At 69.1% G+C, this 18,792-nt stretch carries 16 protein-coding genes; 10 read left to right on the top strand and 6 right to left on the bottom strand.

Going from position 1 to position 18,792, the window contains the following annotated elements:
* The first annotated feature begins 144 nt into the window (after positions 1-144).
* The 5 genes from ACZ4AA_RS37830 (at position 145) to ACZ4AA_RS37850 (ending at position 4,962) form a co-directional block, all read left to right on the top strand.
* Positions 145-597, top strand: a complete 453-nt coding sequence (locus ACZ4AA_RS37830; RefSeq protein ID WP_467613107.1) for a MarR family winged helix-turn-helix transcriptional regulator — start codon at positions 145-147, stop codon at positions 595-597.
* A 411-nt stretch (positions 598-1,008) separates the two neighbouring features.
* Positions 1,009-1,236 carry a helix-turn-helix domain-containing protein gene (locus tag ACZ4AA_RS37835; protein ID WP_467613111.1) on the top strand — a complete coding sequence of 76 codons (228 nt, stop codon included), beginning with the start codon at positions 1,009-1,011 and terminating at the stop codon, positions 1,234-1,236.
* Positions 1,237-1,638: 402 nt separating this feature from the next.
* Complete coding sequence (locus ACZ4AA_RS37840) at positions 1,639-2,310, top strand: enoyl-CoA hydratase-related protein (RefSeq protein ID WP_467613114.1); 672 nt, start codon at positions 1,639-1,641, stop codon at positions 2,308-2,310.
* A 164-nt stretch (positions 2,311-2,474) separates the two neighbouring features.
* Positions 2,475-4,142, top strand: a complete 1,668-nt coding sequence (locus ACZ4AA_RS37845; protein ID WP_467613117.1) for a hypothetical protein — start codon at positions 2,475-2,477, stop codon at positions 4,140-4,142.
* Positions 4,143-4,479: 337 nt separating this feature from the next.
* On the top strand, positions 4,480-4,962 hold the full coding sequence (locus tag ACZ4AA_RS37850) for a DUF2867 domain-containing protein (RefSeq protein WP_467613120.1): 483 nt from the start codon (positions 4,480-4,482) through the stop codon (positions 4,960-4,962).
* 453 nt (positions 4,963-5,415) lie between these two features.
* On the opposite strand, the gene ACZ4AA_RS37855 is transcribed toward ACZ4AA_RS37850, so the two are convergent.
* Entirely contained in the window at positions 5,416-7,803 is a 2,388-nt protein-coding gene (locus ACZ4AA_RS37855; RefSeq protein WP_467613123.1) for an ADP-ribosyltransferase domain-containing protein, read from the bottom strand.
* 507 nt (positions 7,804-8,310) lie between these two features.
* Between ACZ4AA_RS37855 and ACZ4AA_RS37860 the strand changes: the two genes are divergently transcribed.
* Complete coding sequence (locus ACZ4AA_RS37860; RefSeq protein ID WP_467613126.1) at positions 8,311-8,856, top strand: hypothetical protein; 546 nt, start codon at positions 8,311-8,313, stop codon at positions 8,854-8,856.
* A gap of 82 nt (positions 8,857-8,938) precedes the next feature.
* On the opposite strand, the gene ACZ4AA_RS37865 is transcribed toward ACZ4AA_RS37860, so the two are convergent.
* Positions 8,939-9,841, bottom strand: coding sequence for a LysR family transcriptional regulator (locus ACZ4AA_RS37865; protein WP_467613129.1), 903 nt, complete (start codon positions 9,839-9,841; stop codon positions 8,939-8,941).
* Positions 9,842-10,032: 191 nt separating this feature from the next.
* On the opposite strand from ACZ4AA_RS37865, the gene ACZ4AA_RS37870 reads away from it, so the two are divergent.
* The 3 genes from ACZ4AA_RS37870 to ACZ4AA_RS37880 all read left to right on the top strand — a co-directional run bounded on the left by ACZ4AA_RS37870 (position 10,033) and on the right by ACZ4AA_RS37880 (position 13,648).
* Positions 10,033-10,971 (top strand): family 2A encapsulin nanocompartment shell protein, encoded by a 939-nt coding sequence (locus ACZ4AA_RS37870; protein WP_467613133.1) that lies wholly within the window; start codon positions 10,033-10,035, stop codon positions 10,969-10,971.
* Complete coding sequence (locus tag ACZ4AA_RS37875; protein ID WP_467613136.1) at positions 10,946-12,817, top strand: family 2A encapsulin nanocompartment cargo protein cysteine desulfurase; 1,872 nt, start codon at positions 10,946-10,948, stop codon at positions 12,815-12,817. Before ACZ4AA_RS37870 ends, ACZ4AA_RS37875 begins: the two co-directional genes overlap by 26 nt.
* Positions 12,818-13,522: 705 nt before the next feature.
* Entirely contained in the window at positions 13,523-13,648 is a 126-nt protein-coding gene (locus ACZ4AA_RS37880) for a DUF397 domain-containing protein (RefSeq protein ID WP_467613139.1), read from the top strand.
* A 267-nt stretch (positions 13,649-13,915) separates the two neighbouring features.
* Here the strand turns inward: ACZ4AA_RS37880 and ACZ4AA_RS37885 are convergent, their stop codons facing one another.
* From ACZ4AA_RS37885 to ACZ4AA_RS37900, 4 genes are all read right to left on the bottom strand, one after another.
* On the bottom strand, positions 13,916-14,398 hold the full coding sequence (locus ACZ4AA_RS37885; protein WP_467613142.1) for a hypothetical protein: 483 nt from the start codon (positions 14,396-14,398) through the stop codon (positions 13,916-13,918).
* Positions 14,399-14,444: 46 nt separating this feature from the next.
* Positions 14,445-15,305, bottom strand: coding sequence for a helix-turn-helix domain-containing protein (locus ACZ4AA_RS37890; protein WP_467613145.1), 861 nt, complete (start codon positions 15,303-15,305; stop codon positions 14,445-14,447).
* Positions 15,306-15,694: 389 nt separating this feature from the next.
* Positions 15,695-17,431: a serine/threonine-protein kinase gene (locus ACZ4AA_RS37895; protein ID WP_467613148.1), complete on the bottom strand. Its 1,737-nt coding sequence runs from the start codon at positions 17,429-17,431 to the stop codon at positions 15,695-15,697.
* Between the two features lie 162 nt (positions 17,432-17,593).
* Entirely contained in the window at positions 17,594-18,274 is a 681-nt protein-coding gene (locus ACZ4AA_RS37900; protein ID WP_467613151.1) for an alpha/beta fold hydrolase, read from the bottom strand.
* Positions 18,275-18,682: 408 nt separating this feature from the next.
* Between ACZ4AA_RS37900 and ACZ4AA_RS37905 the strand changes: the two genes are divergently transcribed.
* Positions 18,683-18,792 (top strand): helix-turn-helix domain-containing protein (locus ACZ4AA_RS37905; protein WP_467612855.1); only part of this gene is annotated, 110 nt, incomplete at its 3' end.

Raw genomic sequence — 18,792 nt, forward strand, 5'->3', positions numbered from 1 at the left:
TGCTCACGGTGTGCTCCTTGTGTGGGCTGGTCGGGTGAGTCACCCTCCACAACATACACATGGACCATGACTATTCCAGTTGGAAGGAAAAGTTTTCGAGATAGGGTCGACCACGGCCGCAGACAGTGACGGAGAGGGCGTGCGATGCCGACGCACTACGACGGGAGCGCCCGCGAGAAGCGCTCGCTGGACCTCTTCATCAAGCTCATCCGCGCAGCCGCATCCGTCGAAGCGCGAACCAGTGGCCCCTTGCTCGCCTCCGGGCTCACGACGAGTCAGTTCGGCGCTCTGGAGACCCTGTACTACGTGGGCCCGCTGCCCGCCGGGCGCCTGGCCGAGAAGCACCTGAAGAGCCCGAACAACTTCACGGTGGTCATCTCCAACCTGGAGAAGCGAGGCCTGGTCCGCCGCGAGAAGGCCCCTTACGACCGCCGGGTCGTCATGATCGAACTCACCGATGCCGGACGCGCGGCGGTGGAAGAAACCATGCCCGCCTACGTCCAGGCCATCACCGATGACCTGGACGGCCTCTCGGCACGCGAACAGGAGCAGCTCGCCGACTTGTTGCGCAAGGTCGGACGCTCCAAAGCCGAGTAGAACCGTGCAAGGGCCGGCCGAGCAGGCGGGGCCGACGCATGGACGGCCTCGCCGAGACACGCCCGAGGGCGGCAGCCGCCGATCCCCTGTCGCCGGCTGCCCGGCTCTCTCCGCCTCGGTTCTCCTGGAGCCGCGAACCTCTTAGCCTCACCGAGCCCGTCTGGAAAGCCGGAGCGGCCGGCCCGGACGGCCGGCTCGTGAGCACCGAATACTCATCAACACGACAACGTCGCATGTCAGCCTGCTTTCGGAAGAGAGAGCGCTCTGGCGCTGTGAAGACGACGATCTCGACGGAAAGCGCGAGAAGCGCGGAGGACCGGCCGGGTCGGAGCATCAATCGTCGGTCACCGTCTGGTCCGTAGCCGCCGGTAACGACGTCCGGGCCCTCGCCGAACTGTCCGGAGGGTTGCCGTGGTCAGCGATGATCAACTGGAAATACTGCACGCTGTGGAACGCCATGGAACTCTGTCGAAGGCTGCCGGTGCACTGAAGATGACACCGCTCGAAGTGTGCAGCCGGCTGGCCGAGTTGGAAGAAGAACTCGGCTATGCAGTACTCCAGCCCTACGGTCGCCACATTCGGCTCACCCGAGCGGCCGGCAGCCTCGCACGAATGCTTGCTCCAGCCGGTGAACGATAGTCACATGTCTGGGCAGAGCCGACGGCCGTCGGCGAGTTGACGAGGCGTCTGATCGCCGGTGTACACGCTGTCCTGACGCACCGCCGCCACCACGGCTTCCCTGAAGCAGCCTTGCGCCCGGTTCGCGGACTTGGAATCCGAAAGCCCTGCCGTGAGGGGTGACTTGGCCTCCTGGCTACGCGTGATGGCCACCGGTGGGGACGAGCCCGTGGACCGCCGTGTACAGGCGGTCGGGCCGAACCCGCAAGAAGAGGCAGCCGACCCGGCCACCTGTCGTGAACCGCACCCGCCCATGGGCTGCTCGCGCCCTCCGACGGCAGCCCGACCGGAGCGCTGACGCCACTCCGCGGCGAACTCGCCGGCCGGGCGCAATAACCGATCCACCAGCACCGAAGGAGCACCATGCCCACCCTCGACCGCCAGGACGACGTCTTCGTTCTCGACCTCGGAAACGGCGAGAACCGTTTCCACCCCGACTGGCTCGCCGACGTCAACACGGCGTTGGACGAGGTCGAGAGGGCCACAGGGCCCCGCGCGCTGGTGACGGCCGCGACAGGCAAGTTCTACTCGAACGGCCTGGACCTGGAGTGGCTCTTTGCGCATCTGGACGAGCACCGGGACTACGTCGTCTCCGTCCAAGAGCTCTTTGCACGGATGCTGTCCCTGCCGGTCATCACGGTTGCCGCGCTGCAAGGTCACACCTTTGCGGCCGGTGCGATGTTCTCCCTCGCGCACGACTTCCGGATCATGCGCGCGGACCGGGGGTACTGGTGCCTGCCCGAAGCGGACATCAACATCCCCTTCGCACCAGGGATGTCCGCACTCATCCAGGCGCGGCTCACTCCACAGACCGCCCACCAAGCCATGCTGACAGCGCATCGCTACGGCGGACCCGACGCCGTCGCCGCCGGCATCACAAGCCGAGCGGTCGCCGAGCACGAGGTGCGCACAGCCGCCATCGAACTTGCCCGGTCCCAGGCCGACAAGGCCGGCCACACTCTGGCGACCATCAAGACGCGCGCGTATTCCTCGACCCTGGCCATCCTGCGCGACACGACTCTCCCGCTGAGCTGACACTCAACCCCTCGTTGCCGAAGGGAGGCTCCGCCACGACAGGCGCTGTCGCGGCCGGCCATCACCGGTCCGGGTGGCTGATCGTCGTGCCGGCCTGAAGGGAATGCCCGCATACAGGCGTTCGAACTGTTTCACTGGGTGTCCGGGTGGGAGGGGCGCAGGCGATGACAACACGCTGGGGTCGGCGCCGGCTCGATCGCCGGCTCAGAGAACACTGGGAGCGGACAACAGGCCACAAGGACTGGGGCGATGACCCCATCGGCCGGGCGCTGGAGGACCTGGGGCTCAGCGGCGCGGATTCCCTCGACGCCCGGCGTCTGGCGGCTGTCCCTCCCGGCGTCGAACTGGACATGACCGAGGTCAAAGACGCCTGGGCCGACATGGACTCCGGACCGAGTCGCCACGGTCACCGCACCCTGGTCCTGCTGGAGGACTTCGAGCGAGCCGGCCTCGTGCGCGCCGCCAAGGCCGACGACGGCAGGTGGCGACTGACTGTCCCGGAAACCCTGCACGAGCGTCTGAGGTCGCGCTGGTCGAAGGACGAGGCGGCCGACTGGCACGGACGGCTCGTGGACAACGCCCTCGCCCTGCTGAAACCCGGTGCCCCCTGGTCGGCTCTGCCTGCCGGCGCCGGGTACTGGTGGCGGCATCTGGTGTGGCACATGCAGCACTGCGACCCGGCTCAGGCCGCCAGACTCGTCACGCTTCCAGAGTGGCAGATCGCCAAGGTCCAACGGTTGGGAGCGCAGAGCCTGCTGGCCGATCTGGCCCTGGTCGACTCCCCGGAGTCCAGAGCCACCGCTTCGGTGATCGATGAGGCCATGAACGGAGCGGAGCATGACTCCCGGCTGGATCCGGTGAAGCAGGCCGAGGTGCTGCGGGCCCTGGGCCGTATGCCGCCTCCACGAGCCCACGCGGACCACCACGGAGAACCGGAACAGCCCACCGCCACAAGGCAGTTCGTGGCCCCGCCGCGGTCGGCGGTCCGTGCCGTGCTGCGGTTGCCCCGATTCACCTTCGACTTCGCCCTCGCGCCGGACGCCACATGGCTGGTGGCGGTCGGAAACGACCGGCTCGTCCACGTCTACGACCTGGAAACCCAGGCCCTGCGACAGGCGATCCGAGGCCCGTCCGACATGCTCCGGCACTGCGCCGTCGCTCCCGACGGCAGATTCATCATGACCAGATCGGTGGGCCAGAAGGCCCAGGCCTGGGACGCCGTCAGCGGAGAGGAAATACTCCCCTTCAAAATCGGCACCGTGGGGGAGTCCGTATACGGTCCCGACGGCATGTGGGTGGCCTACAACGCCTCGACCGGCAGCTTCGTCCACCCCCTCACCAACGAACGCCGAGGCACGAAGCCCACGTCGCAGGGCATGTCGCATCTGGCGCTCGCCGCCGACGGAGCAACCCTGGCCGCCTGCGGCCGCAGGGGGCAGATCCTGCTCTGGGACCCGCGTTCCGGGCGACTGCTCGCGGAACTGCCCGATCAACCGCACGAGATCCACCGGCTCGGCCTGGCCCCGGACGGCTCGTGGATCGCGATCGGCGACCTGTACCGCCTCCGAGTCCTGGAACTGCCCGGCCTTCGTGAGCGTTTCACGCTGGATCGGACACGAACACGTTTCGCCACCACCGAGGACTGGCTCGCCGTGCCCGACGCCCGAAGCGTGCAGATCCGCTCGACCCGCACCGGCGAACTCCTGAACACCCTCGAGGCCCACACGGACGTCGTACTCGACTGCCGCATGGCACCCGACCGAAAACACCTGATGACCAGGGACCGTGGCGACACGCTCATCGTGTGGGACACGGCCACCATCGTCCCGTGACGCCCGCGCCCGCCGATGGCGACAGGAATGGCAGGCGGAACCGGCCGTCCTGCCCACCCGTCGCACCCGTACCCGTGTCACCTTCCTGGTGCTGCGCAGCACCCCCGCCCTGTCCCTGCGCCGTCCCGCCGGCCAGGAACCACGATGGTGCCCCGACAGCCCGCGTCGGCGGCCTGCTCGGAGGGCGTTGGTGGTGGTCGTCGATGAGGCGGAGGATGGTGGGGTGGACCTTGCGGAAGGCCAGGTGGCGGTGGTGTTCCTCCTGGTGGGCGGACTGGGTCAGGTGTAGGCGTACGAGGGGACGGGAGGAACCATGGGGCGCAGGGCAGGAATGCGCGTGCGCAGGAGTGTCGTACCCGTCGTGGATGCGGCGCTGGCGAGCCTGGGCGGCTGCGACCACGTGGACGCGGTCGCGGTGGACCTGGCTCCGGGAACCAATGCCACGGAATTCGCCCGGAGGGTACTGGCAGGAACACCGGGGTGGGTGCACGGGCTGATGACCGTGCGGGACAAGCTGGTGTCGCCGTTCGGGCTGCATGTCCAGAAGAGAGTCGCCCCCGATGAGATCCGGGTCGAACCCGGAGCGCGGCTGGGCCCCTTCCGGGTCCTGACCGTCTCCGATGACGAGGTACTCACCGGTGACGACGACAAGCACCTGGACTTCCGCACCTCCTTCGCCGTACGGGAGGGGGCCGCAGGCCTGGAAGGCGTCTGCACCACGGTCGTGCGCTACCACCGGCGGGCCGGACGCCTGTACTTCAGGGCCATCCAGCCCTTCCACAACCTCATCGTCCCGAGGATCGTCGCCCGCGCCCGCTGAAGGGCGTTGCACAGGACTGAGTGCGGGCAGGTCAGAGCGGGTGACGGGCTCTCCTGCTCGGTGCGGCCCGATGTCCTGTGCCGCTCCGGGACCGCGAGTAGTGTCTGGTCCGTGAGACGCCCGCAACGCACCCCGCAGCCCCCGCCTGACTCGGCCGCAACCGCCGCGGCGGCCGCGGCGTTCCTGGACACGCAGGAAATCACGACGACGGGCTGCCGCAGGTGCGGGACCGAGATCGCCGGGGTGAACGGGCGGTACTCGTGCGGGGCCTGCGGCTGGACGAATCCGTGGAACGAGGGGCATCGGGATCTTCCTGGTGCCGAGGACGATCCGGACTGGCCCGGCCGGAAGGAGAAGACCGACAGCCCTTGCCGCCATGAGCCGCCGCCACCTGGTTGCCGGGCGTGAGTGTCCGGCAACCACGACCGTGGCCCTCGTGAACGGCGGGGCCGTTCAGCACACCACGGGAGCGGCGTCCGCGACCTCGCTCAGCCGGACCGTGCACAGCCCGCGGGCCTCGCTCTTGACCTCCGTCACCTTGAGCTGCGTACCTGGCGTGAGGATGTACTCCTCCTCGCCGGTGAAGGCGGAGAAGCGCTTGATCCCGACCGCACGGGCCGGCGTCACCTCGAAGAGCGTCCGCTTGCCGCGGCTGCCCAGGAACGCCCTGGCCACCTTCAGCTCGGAAGTACAGGAGGAGACACCCCACCAGGTCACCGTCCGGCCCACCGGGTACTGCGCCCGAAGGTCCAGCGACACCCCGCGCCACAGTGGTTGCGTGTAGGCCGGCAGCTTCGAGACCGCCGAGAACAGCAGCCGTAGATACGGCAGGTAGGGCGCGACCCTGGTGCGGTCGGGGGAGCGCAGAACGCTGTTGATCTCACGGTAGAAGGCCGACTCACAGGTGTAGAGGTGAAGCGCTGCGATCGCGTCGGCGGACGGACCGTCGTCGGTCACCCGGTCCGCACGCTGCTTGCCGAAGTCGCGGGAGCGCTGGATGTGCCCGGCGAGCCCGGACAGCGCCGCGGAGACCGGGGCGAGGGCGTCGTGGAAGTCCATCAGCGCGGTGTCGAAGACACCGGTGATCGCGGGCAGGACCAGGCCCTCGTCCTTGACGCCGGTCAGGCGTTCCAGATACAGCTGGTGCAGGTTCATGGTCGATTCGATGAAAGCGCCCATGCGCGCCGCGGCACCCCCGTCCGCACCGCCCGCGCCGACCGCCGTCTCGTTCCACCCCTTGCTCGGCAGCCAGTCGATGCCGTCGGCGCCCACCGAGGCCAGAGCGTCGTTGACCTGGGCGAAGTGGTCGCCCTCGCAGAAGATGTCGCCCTGTGCCGCCGGGTTGGCGTGGTCCAGATGCCGCACCTCGACGTCCGGGTACTTCTGCTGGAGCCGCAGGACAATCCGCTTCAGGCTGCGGGCATGCGCCCCCCACCACGCGAACACGACCCCGCGGTCCTCCTCGGCCGCGTCCTGCTTGGCCTTGAGGATCTCCTCGACGATCCGTTCGGCGACCGGCCGCCAGAACGCCGTGTGCTGGTCGGCCCCCATCGCCCCGTCCCCGCTCGCGGTCAGTGACGCGTTCAGCAGGAGCACGCCCTGCGTCAGCATCGCCTGGAACCACTCCGGCGGCTCGACCGTGTCCCGCTCCTTCAACAGCGCCCGCACATCGGCGATCGGGGTCTTCTTGACGATGCCGTACTTCCACATCGCCGCCGCCTTGATGAGGCACCGAATGCTGACGACCCGGCCGAACTGGCTGTCCTTCCAGTTACTGAAGGTGTTGTCGAACATGGCGATGCCGGTGGCGCTCTCCGGCCGCGGATACGGGTTCTGCCCGAAGACCACAACCTTCCACTTGTGCGGCGGGTTCGGCTTGAGCGCCTGGAACGTCAACTCGCGGACCGGGACCACCTCATGGCTGCGGCCCTTCCCGATGAACCGCGCGGCATCCGGCTGCGCCTCGATGACCGGCTTGAGCAGCGGGAGCCAGGACTCCCCGCCGCCGTCGAAGAGCTCGGCGAGGGCGAGGGGGTCGCTCGCACCGGGCTGGGGCTGCGGCGGCTGGCCCGGAGCCGGGACGCCGGTCGTCGATCCGGTCATGGCGGAGGCGCTTTCACCCGTCGTGGCAGAAGGAGAGGAAGGAGGGGAGGGCGCGGGGGCCACGGGCGCCGGCGTGGCGGCCGCCGGTGGCACGATGCGCACCCGCTGGTCGTCGGGCGCGTTCTCGATTCCGCGCAGCTGGGAGACGATCGTGGAGCGCAGCTCGTCGTCGTCCTCGAACCAGTGGTCGTGGAAGAGCGTGTAGCCGGTCCACATCAGATTGGCGCACACCCGCGCCGGCACCTGGCCGGTCTGTGCCCCCAGCCCGACCAGTGCCACGGACCGGATGCTCCCGGGCTTCTTCCGGTTCTGCCGGTGAACGGCCTGGAAAGCGGCCGCGCACGCCAGCGCCACGTTCAGCGTGGCACTCACGTTCTGCGAGGAGCGCACCATCGTCGGCGTCGATATCAGATACCGGGGAACGGTCGCGCCGGACGGGACGCAGACCGCGCTGCCCACCGGCATGGGCCCGGCGAACCCGTCCCGGATCGCCCGCTGGACACGCACCTGGATGCCCGACCCCAGGTACCGCTTGATGACGGCGTCGACCCCGCCGTCCATCCGGCCCAGGGAGTTGGTGGGGGTGACCCAGGCGTCGACGTCCTCGTCGAGGATCGAGCCCTTGCGGATCTCGATGCCGGGCGTGTCGGCGAACGCGGCGCGCCACGCCTGCACCACACGCTCGTTGACGTCGGTGAGCACCACCCTGAGCACGGGCAGCGCACTGCTCTCGGTCATCGTCCACTCCTGTCGGGCAACAACGGTTCCAAGACACCGAACGTATCGCCCTCCACTGACAACGCAGCCCCGACAAGGGGCCTATGACCTGCCGTCATGCCCTGGCGCACCCGCACCGACCGGTGTCCGCACCCGCTTACGCCCCACCGGTCGTGCACCCGCCGATCGAGGTGTCTGAGTCGGACGGGGCCCGGCCCCGGTCCGCCGGCCGCTCGCCCGGGCCGACCCGGCAGGACGAGGCAAGGGCGCACGGCAAAAGGGGACTTGAGGTTCCCTCAGTTCTTCGTGACAAAGCCCACCGCGTACCAAACGTGATCGCAAGGGGATAAAGCGCCCTCTAGGCGATGTGTGCACACCAGCCAGGCGCTAGCTTGGCGTTTCCTTGATCGCCGCCTGGCCGCCTGGCCGCCTGACCAAGGCCCTCGCGGCCGACATCCCGCGCCACCGCGGCACGCCCCACTACATCGAGCGGGTCGTCATCCTCCGCCCGAAGGCGAGGTCCTGACCATGACACGCACGACACGACTCACCCGTATCACCCTGGCCGCCGTCGTCACGGGCGGACTGCTGACAGGCTGCGCGTCAAACGACAAATCCCTGACGTACCAGACGGACTACAGCAGTCACCGGCCGCTGCGGGTCGTCGGCTACCCCTCCACGGGAAGCCTCGAGACGGTGCAGAAGGCCGTGTGGCGGCTCGCCGACGGCGACGTCGACGGACTGGCCGCGCTCGCCGTCGACGACACACACGCCGACGCCACGGCCCGCAACTGGGTCAAGGCCTTCGGCGGCGCCGCCAGGGGAGAGGTGGCAGCGGACTTCTACGACGAGGGTTCCGTGCGGCAGGTGGTGGTCCTCTACTTCGCCAAGAGCGGCCAGATCAAGGAGATCGAGGCCCGCACAGGGGACGACGACTCCTGGGGACTCACCCTGGCCGAGCCCGGCTTGGCCGAGGCGACGGCCAAGCCGACCTGGGCCCCCTCGAAGCCGGGCGCCTCCGGCTCCCGTACCTCCGGCACCTCGTCCCGGAACCAGCGCTCACCTGCCCGGTAGCGCCGTCGAGGCCCTGCTCGCTCAGCGGGCCGGATCGCGGACGCCGCCGCGGCGAACCTGCCCGGCCGGCGCCTGGGCCAGGTCAGGACGGCCATCGCGGTTCGGAGACGGTCGCGTTGAGGGCGTCGAGGAGCACTTGGGCGGGCTGGGACGCGGGCGGCTTGCCGTACACCGCGGCCACGACCTGCCGGCGCATGCCGGAGATCCGTTCGAGCCTGACCCCGGGGTGCCGGTTGGCGAGGAGGGTGAGCCCGGGCAGCAGGCTCACGCCCAGCCCGGCCGCGACGAGCGCCTGTACGGCGACGTAGTCGTCGGTCTCGAACTCGACGATCGGTGAGAACCCGGCTCGCCCGCAGGCGGCGACGAGATGCTCGCGGCAGCGTTCGCACCCGGCTATCCAGCGGGTCTCGGCGTAGGTGGCGAGCTCCGACGGAGGTCCGTCCCAGGAGCGGTCGGCGGGTGTGACCACGTACAGGGGCTCGTCGAGAAGTGGCGTCATGGTGATGTCGCGGCGGTCGCGCTGGGGCGGGTCGCCGTGTTCGAAGATCAGCGCCACGTCGACGTCGTTGTTGCGCAGGGCGCTGAGCGCGTCCGGCGGTTCGGCTTCGGTGAGGGTGAGTTCGATACCGGGGTACTGGTCGGAGACGCGCGCGGCCGCAAGCGGCACCAGGGTGGCCAGCGCCGAGGGAAAGGCGGCCAGGCGGGCCCGGCCGGTGCGCAGCCCGGCCAGTTCGTCCAGTTCGGCGTGCACCGATTCGACCTGAGCCAGGATCGACTCGGCGCGGTCCACCAGGAGCCGGCCGGCCTCGGTGAGCCGGATTCCGCGCCCCATCCGCTGTAACAGCGGTACGCCGGCCTCGGCCTCGAGTTTGACGAGTTGATGACTCACCGTCGGCTGGGAGTAGTGCAGCGCCTCGGCGGCTGCCGTGATCGAACCTTCACGGGCGACAGCCACCAGCATCCGCAGCCGACTCAAGTCGATCATTCGGGAATCATAGCCAGCTTCGATGACAGCCTCGAAAACACGCATTGGACCACTACCGGGGCCGCTGGGAGGGTGAGTGAGAAAGTTCGTGCGAGAGCGTGCGAGAGGGTTCGACCGCTTGCATCGCCGTCGACGATCTCGCCCCCCCCATGACGCGTGCCTGCCCCTCGGGCGCGGCAAGGAGACGTTGTATGACCACGGCTGTGAATCCACCGTCGCGATCGATGTCGGTGGGCGACCGCGCGGCGCGGACCCTGGCCAACGCCACGAAGACCATTCCGCAGATGTCCTCCATCACGCCTCGCTGGCTGGTGCACCTGATGTCCTGGGTGCCGGTCGAGGCGGGCATCTACCGGGTGAACAGGGTCGTTCACCCGGAGTCGGTGCGCATCGAGTGCGACAACTACGACGAGTCGCCGCTGCCGGACACCTTCGTCGACTACGAGCAGGAACCCCGTGAGTACCGGCTCAAGGCCGTCCAGACGGTTCTGGACCTCCACACCCGGATCGCCGACCTGTACTCCAGCCCGCACGACCAGACCGCACAGCAACTGCGGCTGACCATCGAGGCGGTGAAGGAGCATCAGGAGGGCGAGCTGATCAACAGCCCCGACTACGGGATGCTGACCAGCGTGGCGCCCGCGCAGCGGATCTCCACCCTGGCGGGGCCGCCGACGCCGGACGACCTGGACGCCCTCATCACGAAGGTGTGGAAGCAGCCGGCCTTCTTCCTCACCCACCCGGAAGGGATCGCCGCGTTCGGCCGGGAATGCACCCGGCGCGGTGTTCCGCCGGCCACGGTGAGCATGTTCGGCTCGCAGTTCCTGACCTGGCGCGGTCTGCCGATCATCCCGTCGGACAAGGTCCCGCTGGAGAACGGCAGGACGAAGTTCCTGCTGCTGCGCACCGGCGAGTCGCGCCAGGGCGTGGTCGGACTGTTCCAGCCGGGGCTCTCCGGGGAGCAGGGGATGGGGCTGTCGGTGCGGTTCATGCAGATCGACCGCAGCGCCATCGCCTCCTACCTGGTCTCCCTGTACTGCTCGGTCGCGGTGCTCACCGAGGACGCGCTCGCCGTGCTCGACGACGTCGAGGTGGACAAGTTCCATGACTACGCCCCCAGCTACCGGTAACGAAGCCGCCCCGGCGTGGCTGCCCGACGAGGAGACGCTGAACCGGCTGGCCGGGGAGTTCTTCCGCGCTCTCCCCGGCCAGCCGGCGGACACGCAGGCTCCGGTCCTCGACGGCCCGTCGGAGCAGCGGGTGGAGGGGCCGTCGCAGTGGCCGACGCCGGCAGGACTGCCGGCCGCGGACCCGCCTTCTCCGGCGCCGACGGCCGGGATGGGCCCGCAGGCGGACCTGCCTTCCTCGGCGCCGGCCGTGGGGACGAGCCCGCCCGCCGGGCCGCCGCCGACCAGCGCCCCGGCCACGTTCGCGGCGAGCGCACCCGCACTCGCCGGGCCCGTACCGGAGCCGTCGGCCGCGCCGGTGACCCCGGGGCCGCCGCCCGCCGCATCGCTGTTCCCGCCGGTGTCCGGACCGGCCCGGCTCCCGGGTACCGGGCAGTTCTACTTCCTCGACGAGGCGCCCGGATACCCCGCGAAGGCGCCGGAGCTCCCCGGCTTCGGGCACCTGGGGCTGCCGCCCCTGCCCGACCTCGTGTCACCGACGGCCACGACCTCGCCGTACTACTTCGTCGAGGAACCCGGCGCACCCGCCGCCCCCATGGGGCTGCCGCCCGACCCGCACCCGGCCTTCGACGTGCAGGCGGTCCGCCGGGACTTCCCGATCCTGTCCGAACGGGTCAACGGCCGTCCGCTGATCTGGCTGGACAACGCCGCGACCACGCAGAAGCCGCGCGCGGTGATCGACCGGCTGGTCGAGTTCTACTCGCGGGAGAACTCCAACATCCACCGCGCGGCGCATGAGCTCGCGGCCCGGGCGACGGACGCCTACGAGGGCGCGAGGAACACCGTCGCCCGGTTCGTCGGGGCGGGCTCCGCCGAGGAGATCGTGTTCGTCCGGGGCACCACCGAGGCGATCAACCTGGTGGCCAAGGCATGGGGACCCCGCAACATCCGTGCGGGTGACGAGATCGTCATCTCCTGCCTGGAGCACCACGCCAACATCGTGCCCTGGCAGATGCTGGCGGAGCAGACCGGTGCGGTGATCAAGGTGATCCCGGTCGACGACGCCGGGCAGCTGCTGCTCGACGAGTACACCGCGCTGCTGTCCGAGCGCACCAAACTGGTCGCGGTCACCCAGATGTCCAACGCGCTCGGCACCGTCGTACCGGTCGAGAAGATCATCGAGCTCGGGCACCGGGCCGGGGCGCGTGTCCTGGTCGACGCGGCGCAGTCGGTCCCGCACCTGCCGATCGATGTCAGGGCGCTGGACGCGGACTTCCTGGTCTTCTCCGGGCACAAGCTGTTCGGACCGACCGGGATCGGGGTGCTGTACGGCAAACGGGAGGTGCTCGAGGACATGCCTCCGTGGGAGGGCGGCGGCAACATGATCACCGACGTCACCTTCGAGCGGTCCAGCTACCAGCCGCCGCCGGGCCGCTTCGAGGCCGGCACCGGCAACATCGCCGACGCGGTGGGCCTGGCCGCGGCCATCGACTACGTCGAGCGCATCGGCCTGCCCCGGATCGGCGCCTACGAACACACCCTGGTCGAGCACGCCACCGAAGGCCTGCGCGGGGTGCCAGGACTCCGGCTGGTCGGCACGGCCGCGCACAAGGCGAGCATCGTGTCGTTCGTACTGGACGGCTACGAGCCCGCCGAGGTGGGCACGGCGCTCAACGAAGAGGGCATCGCGGTCCGTTCGGGACACCACTGCGCGCAGCCGATCCTGCGCCGCTACGGCCTGGAGGCCACCGTCCGGCCCTCGTTCGCCTTCTACAACACGCACGAGGAGGTGGACACGCTGGTCACGGCGGTTCACCGGCTGGCGGGCCGCCGCGGCGGCCACCACTAGCCAGCCCGAGTGCCGGCAGAGCCGATGACACAGCTCTGCCGGCACCCGGACGGCCCGGGGGCCACAGGAGCCGCCGAGATCCGAACTGCCGTCGGGCCGGTCGTCGATGCCGGCAGGTGCGGGGTCGGCCACCGACGATGATCGAGTCGGGCCAGGCGGCCGTTGATTCCGGGGCGGGGTCCGTGTCATGTGAGGTCGTCGGCATGGCCGCATGGGCTTCAGGGACACTTGAGGGACGGCTGGTTTCCGCGGAGCGGGGAGGCCTGTACGGGGTTCGTGGTCCTGCTTCCGGATGAACGCTGCGCGGGCGTGGGAGCCCTGCCGAGGCTGTGGCGCGTGGCCGGGCAGCCCGTGGAGCGTATGGCTTCGGGGGGTCAACTGCCTTGCGGAGGAAGGGTGTTGTACGTGGGGGCGGCGACCGTGAAGGGGCGGTGTCGGGTCGGCCTGTTCCCGTATGGCGTTTCCGTTCAGGTAACCGTAACCTTGGCCCTGGTTGCTGTGGGTAGTCTTTCGGGCGCCCTTCGTTGCGGCCGACGGGGGCAATCCGGCGTTGCTCTGCGGTAGTGCACAACCGTCCACTAGAGTTACTGCGCACCATCAGGGCGGATCGGGGGATCGGGAGGATCTGAGGTGGTGCATGGGGGGAAACCCTTGTGGCGCAGGAGCAGTAAGTGCGGTAACGAGAGCGAGTGCGTGGAGGTCGCGATGGAACGTGACTGCGTGCGTACCCGTGACTCGAAAGCACCTGCCTGGCCTACTTTGACGTTCACCAATGGCGCCTGGTCTGAATTCCTGGGCGCTGTGAGGGCAGGGGAGTTACAGGGCCCGTGACGTTCTTGACCAGCCAGCGGCAAGGGGGAGGGGAGCTTATGGACGCCGGAGCGTCGGCTGCTCACCGTCCGGGAGGTAAAGCCCGAAGCCGATCCGCAGTGGTAGGCGGAGCGATCACTTTCACGTTCGTCGTCGGCGTTGTCGCCACGGTGGCCGCCGCAGCGGCATCGACACTGGTCGACAGTGTCGTCCTCAAACGGGTCCTATGGGTGTCCGTGGCCGTCATCGTGGCGGTGGGTGCCGGCCTGTGGCGCGCGGGGGTGTCCCCTACGGCGCCCCCACCGGATTCTGATCGCCTTCCGTATGGTTCTCAGGCGGGTTCCCCTCGTTAGTCCGTGCCGAGCGGCGGTGTGTGTGGGCGCGCTTGCCCCACCAGGCCAGCGCGCTGAGGAGCATGGTGCCGCCCAGGGTCAGGGATCCCGTGCCGGCTGTCGGCAGTGACAGTTTGAGACCGGCGGCCTTGTCCGTGACGAACGCGATGGCCGCCACGATGATCAACAGGGCGACCAGGCCTATGAATCCGAGCCGAGCCGCCATCCGCAGTCGCATCTGACCGCGGGCCGTTTCCAGTTGCAGTGTGTTCTCCGCACGGGCCCTTTCTATCGCGATCAGATTCTGTGCCTGGGCGGGGTCCTGGATGGCCTGTGCCATGAGGGCCTGATCCGTCGGGTCGCCGGTCTGCTCCGCGCCGCCGAGTGTGTTCGTGCGCACCCACTCCAGCAGGCGCTGCCATATCGACCTGGAGACCATGTCCGGCCCTTCCACCTGGCTTCTGTCACCGTTGACGGGGCCCGGCTCAGCGGACGCCGAGGTCCTGCTGGACGCGGCTGATCAGGTCGGCCGACTCCGACTCGCTGAGCGCCAGATCCGTGATCACTTGGAGGCACTCCTGGTAACGGGCCAGCAGGCGCAGGTCCTCACCGCCGGTCATGCTGCCGGCGGCGTGCTCCAGATAGAGAAGATCGTCGTCGTCGGGGAAGCCCAGCAGGACGAAACTGCCCAGCGTGCTGTAGTGCGCCCCCGCTTCGAACGGCAGCACCCTCACGGAAATCTCCTGACGGCTTCCGAGGGCGAGCAAGTGGTCCAGCTGTTCGCCGAGTACGTCCCTGCCTCCGATCTGACGTCGTACCGCTGCCTCGTCGAGCACGAACACGCAGGCCGGCCGGCCCGAGTCGTCGAACATCCGCTGCTGACGCTCCATGCGAAGGTCCACGACCCTCCGGAAGACGTCCTCGTCCAGGTCGCGGGGGGCGAGGAGGGCTTCGGCGTAACCGCGGGTCTGCAAGTGCCCGGGCACCACGATGGGGTGATAGGTGTGCAGGGAGGTTGCCGCACCTTCGTATCCCAGGTACTGGGCGAACTGAGGGGTGATCACCTCGTGGTAGCCGGACCACCAGCTCGGCCCCTTGCTGCCCCTTGCCGCCTGCTCGAGATCCTGCACTCGTTCGGGATCGGTCACCTCGTACAGCGCCAGCAGGGCCCGCAGGTCGCTGACCGACACGCCGACCGTGCCGGTCTCCACCCGGATCAGCTTCGACTGGGACCACTCGACGCGCTCGGCCGCCTCCCGTTGGCTCAGAGCCGCGTTCTCACGTGCCCGGCGCAGCGAAAGGCGTAGTTTGCGCCGGTTCAGACTTGGATCGATCGGGTGTGTCATGGCCGCTCCTTCTCTGCGCACGTACCCGCGACTTCGTCGGCCATGCACAGAAAGTTCCTAGCTCTTTGCCTAGCTCATTATGCTCCGAGCTTTCTGCATAGAGCCAATTGCTCCTGGCTGACACGGGCGATTGTCACGCTGCGAGAAGGAGGATCCACGACAACCCTGTACGGAAGGGCCACCTGCCCCTCTAACGTCACAGCATGTGTCTGCGCTCCCGAACTGCCAGCCTTTTTCGCACCGTTGGCGTGCGGGGGAGTGCGAGGGGGGCGCGCGCTGTGTAAAGCGCAACCCTACGTGCGCCCGGCGCGCATGGCCGCCGCGGCCTCGTCCCGAGGCGAGCAGGCCGTGGATCCGGTTCGCGACCGCGGGCGATACCGACGGACCGCTCAGTCCTGAGCCGGCATCACCCGGGTCACCTTGCCCTTCAGGTCGGCGTCCAGATAGCCGGTGACGTGGTCGTCGGCGAGATAGACGGCCAGTCCCAGCGGGGTGTCGAACGTGTCGTCGGCAGGGCGGACCAGGACGTAACGCATGGTCGGCCGCTGGACGTTCAGGTCCTTCCTCGCCCGCTTCAGCAGGGCGGGAAGGACGTCCCAGTCGAAGCCGTCGAGACTGAAGGGGCGTTCGCCGCCGATGATCGCGCTGCTGATGATGCCCTTCTCGACGCCCTGGCCCGGGCGGTAGGTGTAGCTGTCGTACTTGGTGTCACTGCCCTTGACCATGACGTTCGCCAGGACATACGTCGGATAGACGGTGAGGTCGCATGCGCGGTTCGTGCCGGTCGCGGCCTTGATCTCCTTCACCGCGGTCCGGATGCCGGCGGGGGTGAGCAGATCCGTCTTCGCGTCGGCTTGAGGCGTCGGCGTCGGCGTCGGGGCCGGGCGGGACGCCGTGCGCGTGGGGTCCTTCGTCCTGGCCGAGGAGGTCGCACCGCCTGAACCGGCGGCCTTTCCACCGTCCTTGTCGCCTCCGTCCGGCAGCAGGGTCCACACCAGGACACCCGCCATCACGGTCCCGACGACGGACGAGGCGATCGCGATCCGGCTCTTCGCCCGGCTGCCCGGCCCCGCCGGCGTCTGCCGTGTGGGGCCCGCCGGGTACGGAGTCGGCGGCCCGAAGCCCGTCGGCCCGAACCCGGTGGACGGCCCGAACCCGGCGGCCGGCCCGAAGCCGGCAGACGGTCCGGACCCAACCGGCGCGGAAGGCAGGGGTGTTGCACCCGGCGGAGGGGCCAGCCGGTACGACGTGGCCCCCTCCGCCCCGGCGGCAGCACCCGTGTTGCCGCCCTCGATCGCCTCCGCGAGCAACCGGTCCGCGGTCCTCACGTCCACCCGGTCGGCCGGGTTCTTGACGAGCACCGCGTTCAGGAACCCGGTCAGGACTCCGGCCCGGACAGGTGGCGGAAGCTGCTCGCTCAGCATGGCCGCCAGGGTGGCGAGGGTGGTTCCCCTGCGCAGCGGGTGATGCCCCTCGACGGCCACGTACAGCATCATCGCCAGCGACCACAGGTCGGAACCCGGGCCGCCCTCGCCCCCGGAGACGCGCTCGGGCGCCATGTAGTCGGGCGTGCCGATGATCGACCCGGTCGCGGTCAGGGCGGTCGAGTCCCTGATGGTCGCGATACCGAAGTCGGTGAGGACAGGACGCCCGTCGGGCCTCATCAGCACGTTGGCGGGCTTCACGTCCCGGTGCTGGATGCCGACGTCGTGCGCGGCGCGCAGCGCGGCCAGCACCTCGCGGCCCAGCCGGGCGGCGTCGACGGGCGCCAACGGCCCCTTGTCGAGCCGGTCCTGAAGCGACCCGCCGGTCACCAGTTCCATGACGAGCCACGGGTAGACGTACTCCCCGCCGTCCACCACGTGATGGATGGTCACCACATTGGGGTGATCGACGCGCGCCAGCGCCCGTGCCTCGCGCAGCACTCGGGCCCGGAGCATCGCCGCGCCCTGCGGGTCGTACTCGGCAAGACCCGGATCGGGCGGCCGTACCTCCTTGAGCGCCACGGCCCGGTCGAGGACCAGATCGCGTGCACGCCACACCGTGCCCATGCCACCGCCACCGAGCCGCGTCTCCAGCTCGAAGCGCCCCTCGATGACCCGTCTGCCGGAATCCCCCGCGTTCATGGCCGGAAGCCTACGAGATACCGGTGACACGCCCCCACACAGGTGACCGCAAACACCCGCAGACCGGTGCGATCAACGCCGGCGGCCGTGATGGTCCCACCCTCCGCCCGGGGCCGCGAGAGCGCGGCCGTGAGCGGAGGGTGGGGGCGATGCGGTGTTTCCTCAGAGCGACTTCGCGGCCTCGCGGATGACATCGAGAACGAACTCGGGCTGCGACAGCATGGGTACGTGGCTGCTGTCGACGGGGCGACCGTGCGCGCCCATGCGTTCGACGGCGGCCCGCTGGAGTTCAGGGTTCACGGTCTCGTCCTGGTTGCCGATGACGAACCAACTGGGCTTCGTGCGCCAGGCGGTGCCGGGCACCTGCTGGCTGAAGATGTCGGCGATCGGCACGGCCCCCGTCGCCAGCACGAGCTTCTGCTCGGCCTCGGGCAGGTCGCCGCAGAAGTGGCCGATGCCCGACTCCTTGAGGTACACGCGGTTGTCGGCGACCTCGATGTGCTCGAACACCGGCGTCTTGTCGAACTTGTCCTGCTGCTGCTGCGAGGTCTCGGTCTCGTCCGGGGCGAGGGCGCAGAGGTACACCAGAGCTCCGACGCGGTCGTGCGTGCCCGCCTTGGTGATGAGGGTGCCGCCGTACGAGTGGCCCACCAGCACGACGGGGCCGGGTACATGGTTGATGCCTCGGGTGACGCACGCGACGTCGCCCTCGAGCGAGTCCAGGCCGTGCTGCGATGCCCAGACGGTGTGGCCCTCGGCCTGGAGCGTGGGGATGAGCTTGTTGAAGCACGAGCCGTCAGCCCACAGGCCGTGCACGAAAACGATGCTGGGTTTGTCCGCCATGACTCTTTCCTTCCGGAGTAACCGGTAGCCGGAAAAATGCGGTGCAGTGACTGACCACGGTGATGACCTCGCGTTCTTCCCGAGCCTGAATCGCTCGGGCGCCTTCGGCGCGGATCCGTTGTTCCGGTCCGACGCCGTCCTCGGGTGATCAACTGAGGTGGTCTTCGACGTCGATCGAGATGCGCAAGGTCCAAGAACCATCATTACCTCGCTGCCGGGACCAATCTCTCACCTGTTTGCGTGATGGGCCGAAAACGGCGAGGGCCCACGCGGGTCATCAGGTCTCCTTCGTGGATACCCCGGCCTTCAGGTCGGGGAGGAATCGAAGCTCCTGTGGAGCAGGGCAGAAGAAGCCGGTTCGCCCCTGGGCGGACCGGCGTTGTCAGTGGCGGTCGTTAGGTTGGTCGCGTGTATCTGCGGTATTCCTTCCGGCTCGAGCCGACGCCGGGCCAGCGCATCGCGCTGGCCCGTGCGTTCGGCTGTGCCCGGGTGGTCTACAACGATGCGCTGGCCGCGAG

The organism is Streptomyces sp. NPDC024698 (genome assembly GCF_055559015.1).

Bases quoted from the DNA above. Each gene is read 5' to 3' on its own strand.
- ACZ4AA_RS37830 (WP_467613107.1), top strand. From the start codon at position 145: ATGCCGACGCACTACGACGGGAGCGCCCGCGAGAAGCGCTCGCTGGAC.
- ACZ4AA_RS37840 (WP_467613114.1), top strand. From the start codon at position 1,639: ATGCCCACCCTCGACCGCCAGGACGACGTCTTCGTTCTCGACCTCGGA.
- ACZ4AA_RS37845 (WP_467613117.1), top strand. From the start codon at position 2,475: ATGACAACACGCTGGGGTCGGCGCCGGCTCGATCGCCGGCTCAGAGAA.
- ACZ4AA_RS37855 (WP_467613123.1), bottom strand. From the start codon at position 7,803: ATGACCGAGAGCAGTGCGCTGCCCGTGCTCAGGGTGGTGCTCACCGAC.
- ACZ4AA_RS37860 (WP_467613126.1), top strand. From the start codon at position 8,311: ATGACACGCACGACACGACTCACCCGTATCACCCTGGCCGCCGTCGTC.
- ACZ4AA_RS37865 (WP_467613129.1), bottom strand. From the start codon at position 9,841: ATGATCGACTTGAGTCGGCTGCGGATGCTGGTGGCTGTCGCCCGTGAA.
- ACZ4AA_RS37870 (WP_467613133.1), top strand. From the start codon at position 10,033: ATGACCACGGCTGTGAATCCACCGTCGCGATCGATGTCGGTGGGCGAC.
- ACZ4AA_RS37875 (WP_467613136.1), top strand. From the start codon at position 10,946: ATGACTACGCCCCCAGCTACCGGTAACGAAGCCGCCCCGGCGTGGCTG.
- ACZ4AA_RS37880 (WP_467613139.1), top strand. From the start codon at position 13,523: ATGGAACGTGACTGCGTGCGTACCCGTGACTCGAAAGCACCTGCCTGG.
- ACZ4AA_RS37885 (WP_467613142.1), bottom strand. From the start codon at position 14,398: ATGGTCTCCAGGTCGATATGGCAGCGCCTGCTGGAGTGGGTGCGCACG.
- ACZ4AA_RS37890 (WP_467613145.1), bottom strand. From the start codon at position 15,305: ATGACACACCCGATCGATCCAAGTCTGAACCGGCGCAAACTACGCCTT.
- ACZ4AA_RS37895 (WP_467613148.1), bottom strand. From the start codon at position 17,431: ATGAACGCGGGGGATTCCGGCAGACGGGTCATCGAGGGGCGCTTCGAG.
- ACZ4AA_RS37900 (WP_467613151.1), bottom strand. From the start codon at position 18,274: ATGGCGGACAAACCCAGCATCGTTTTCGTGCACGGCCTGTGGGCTGAC.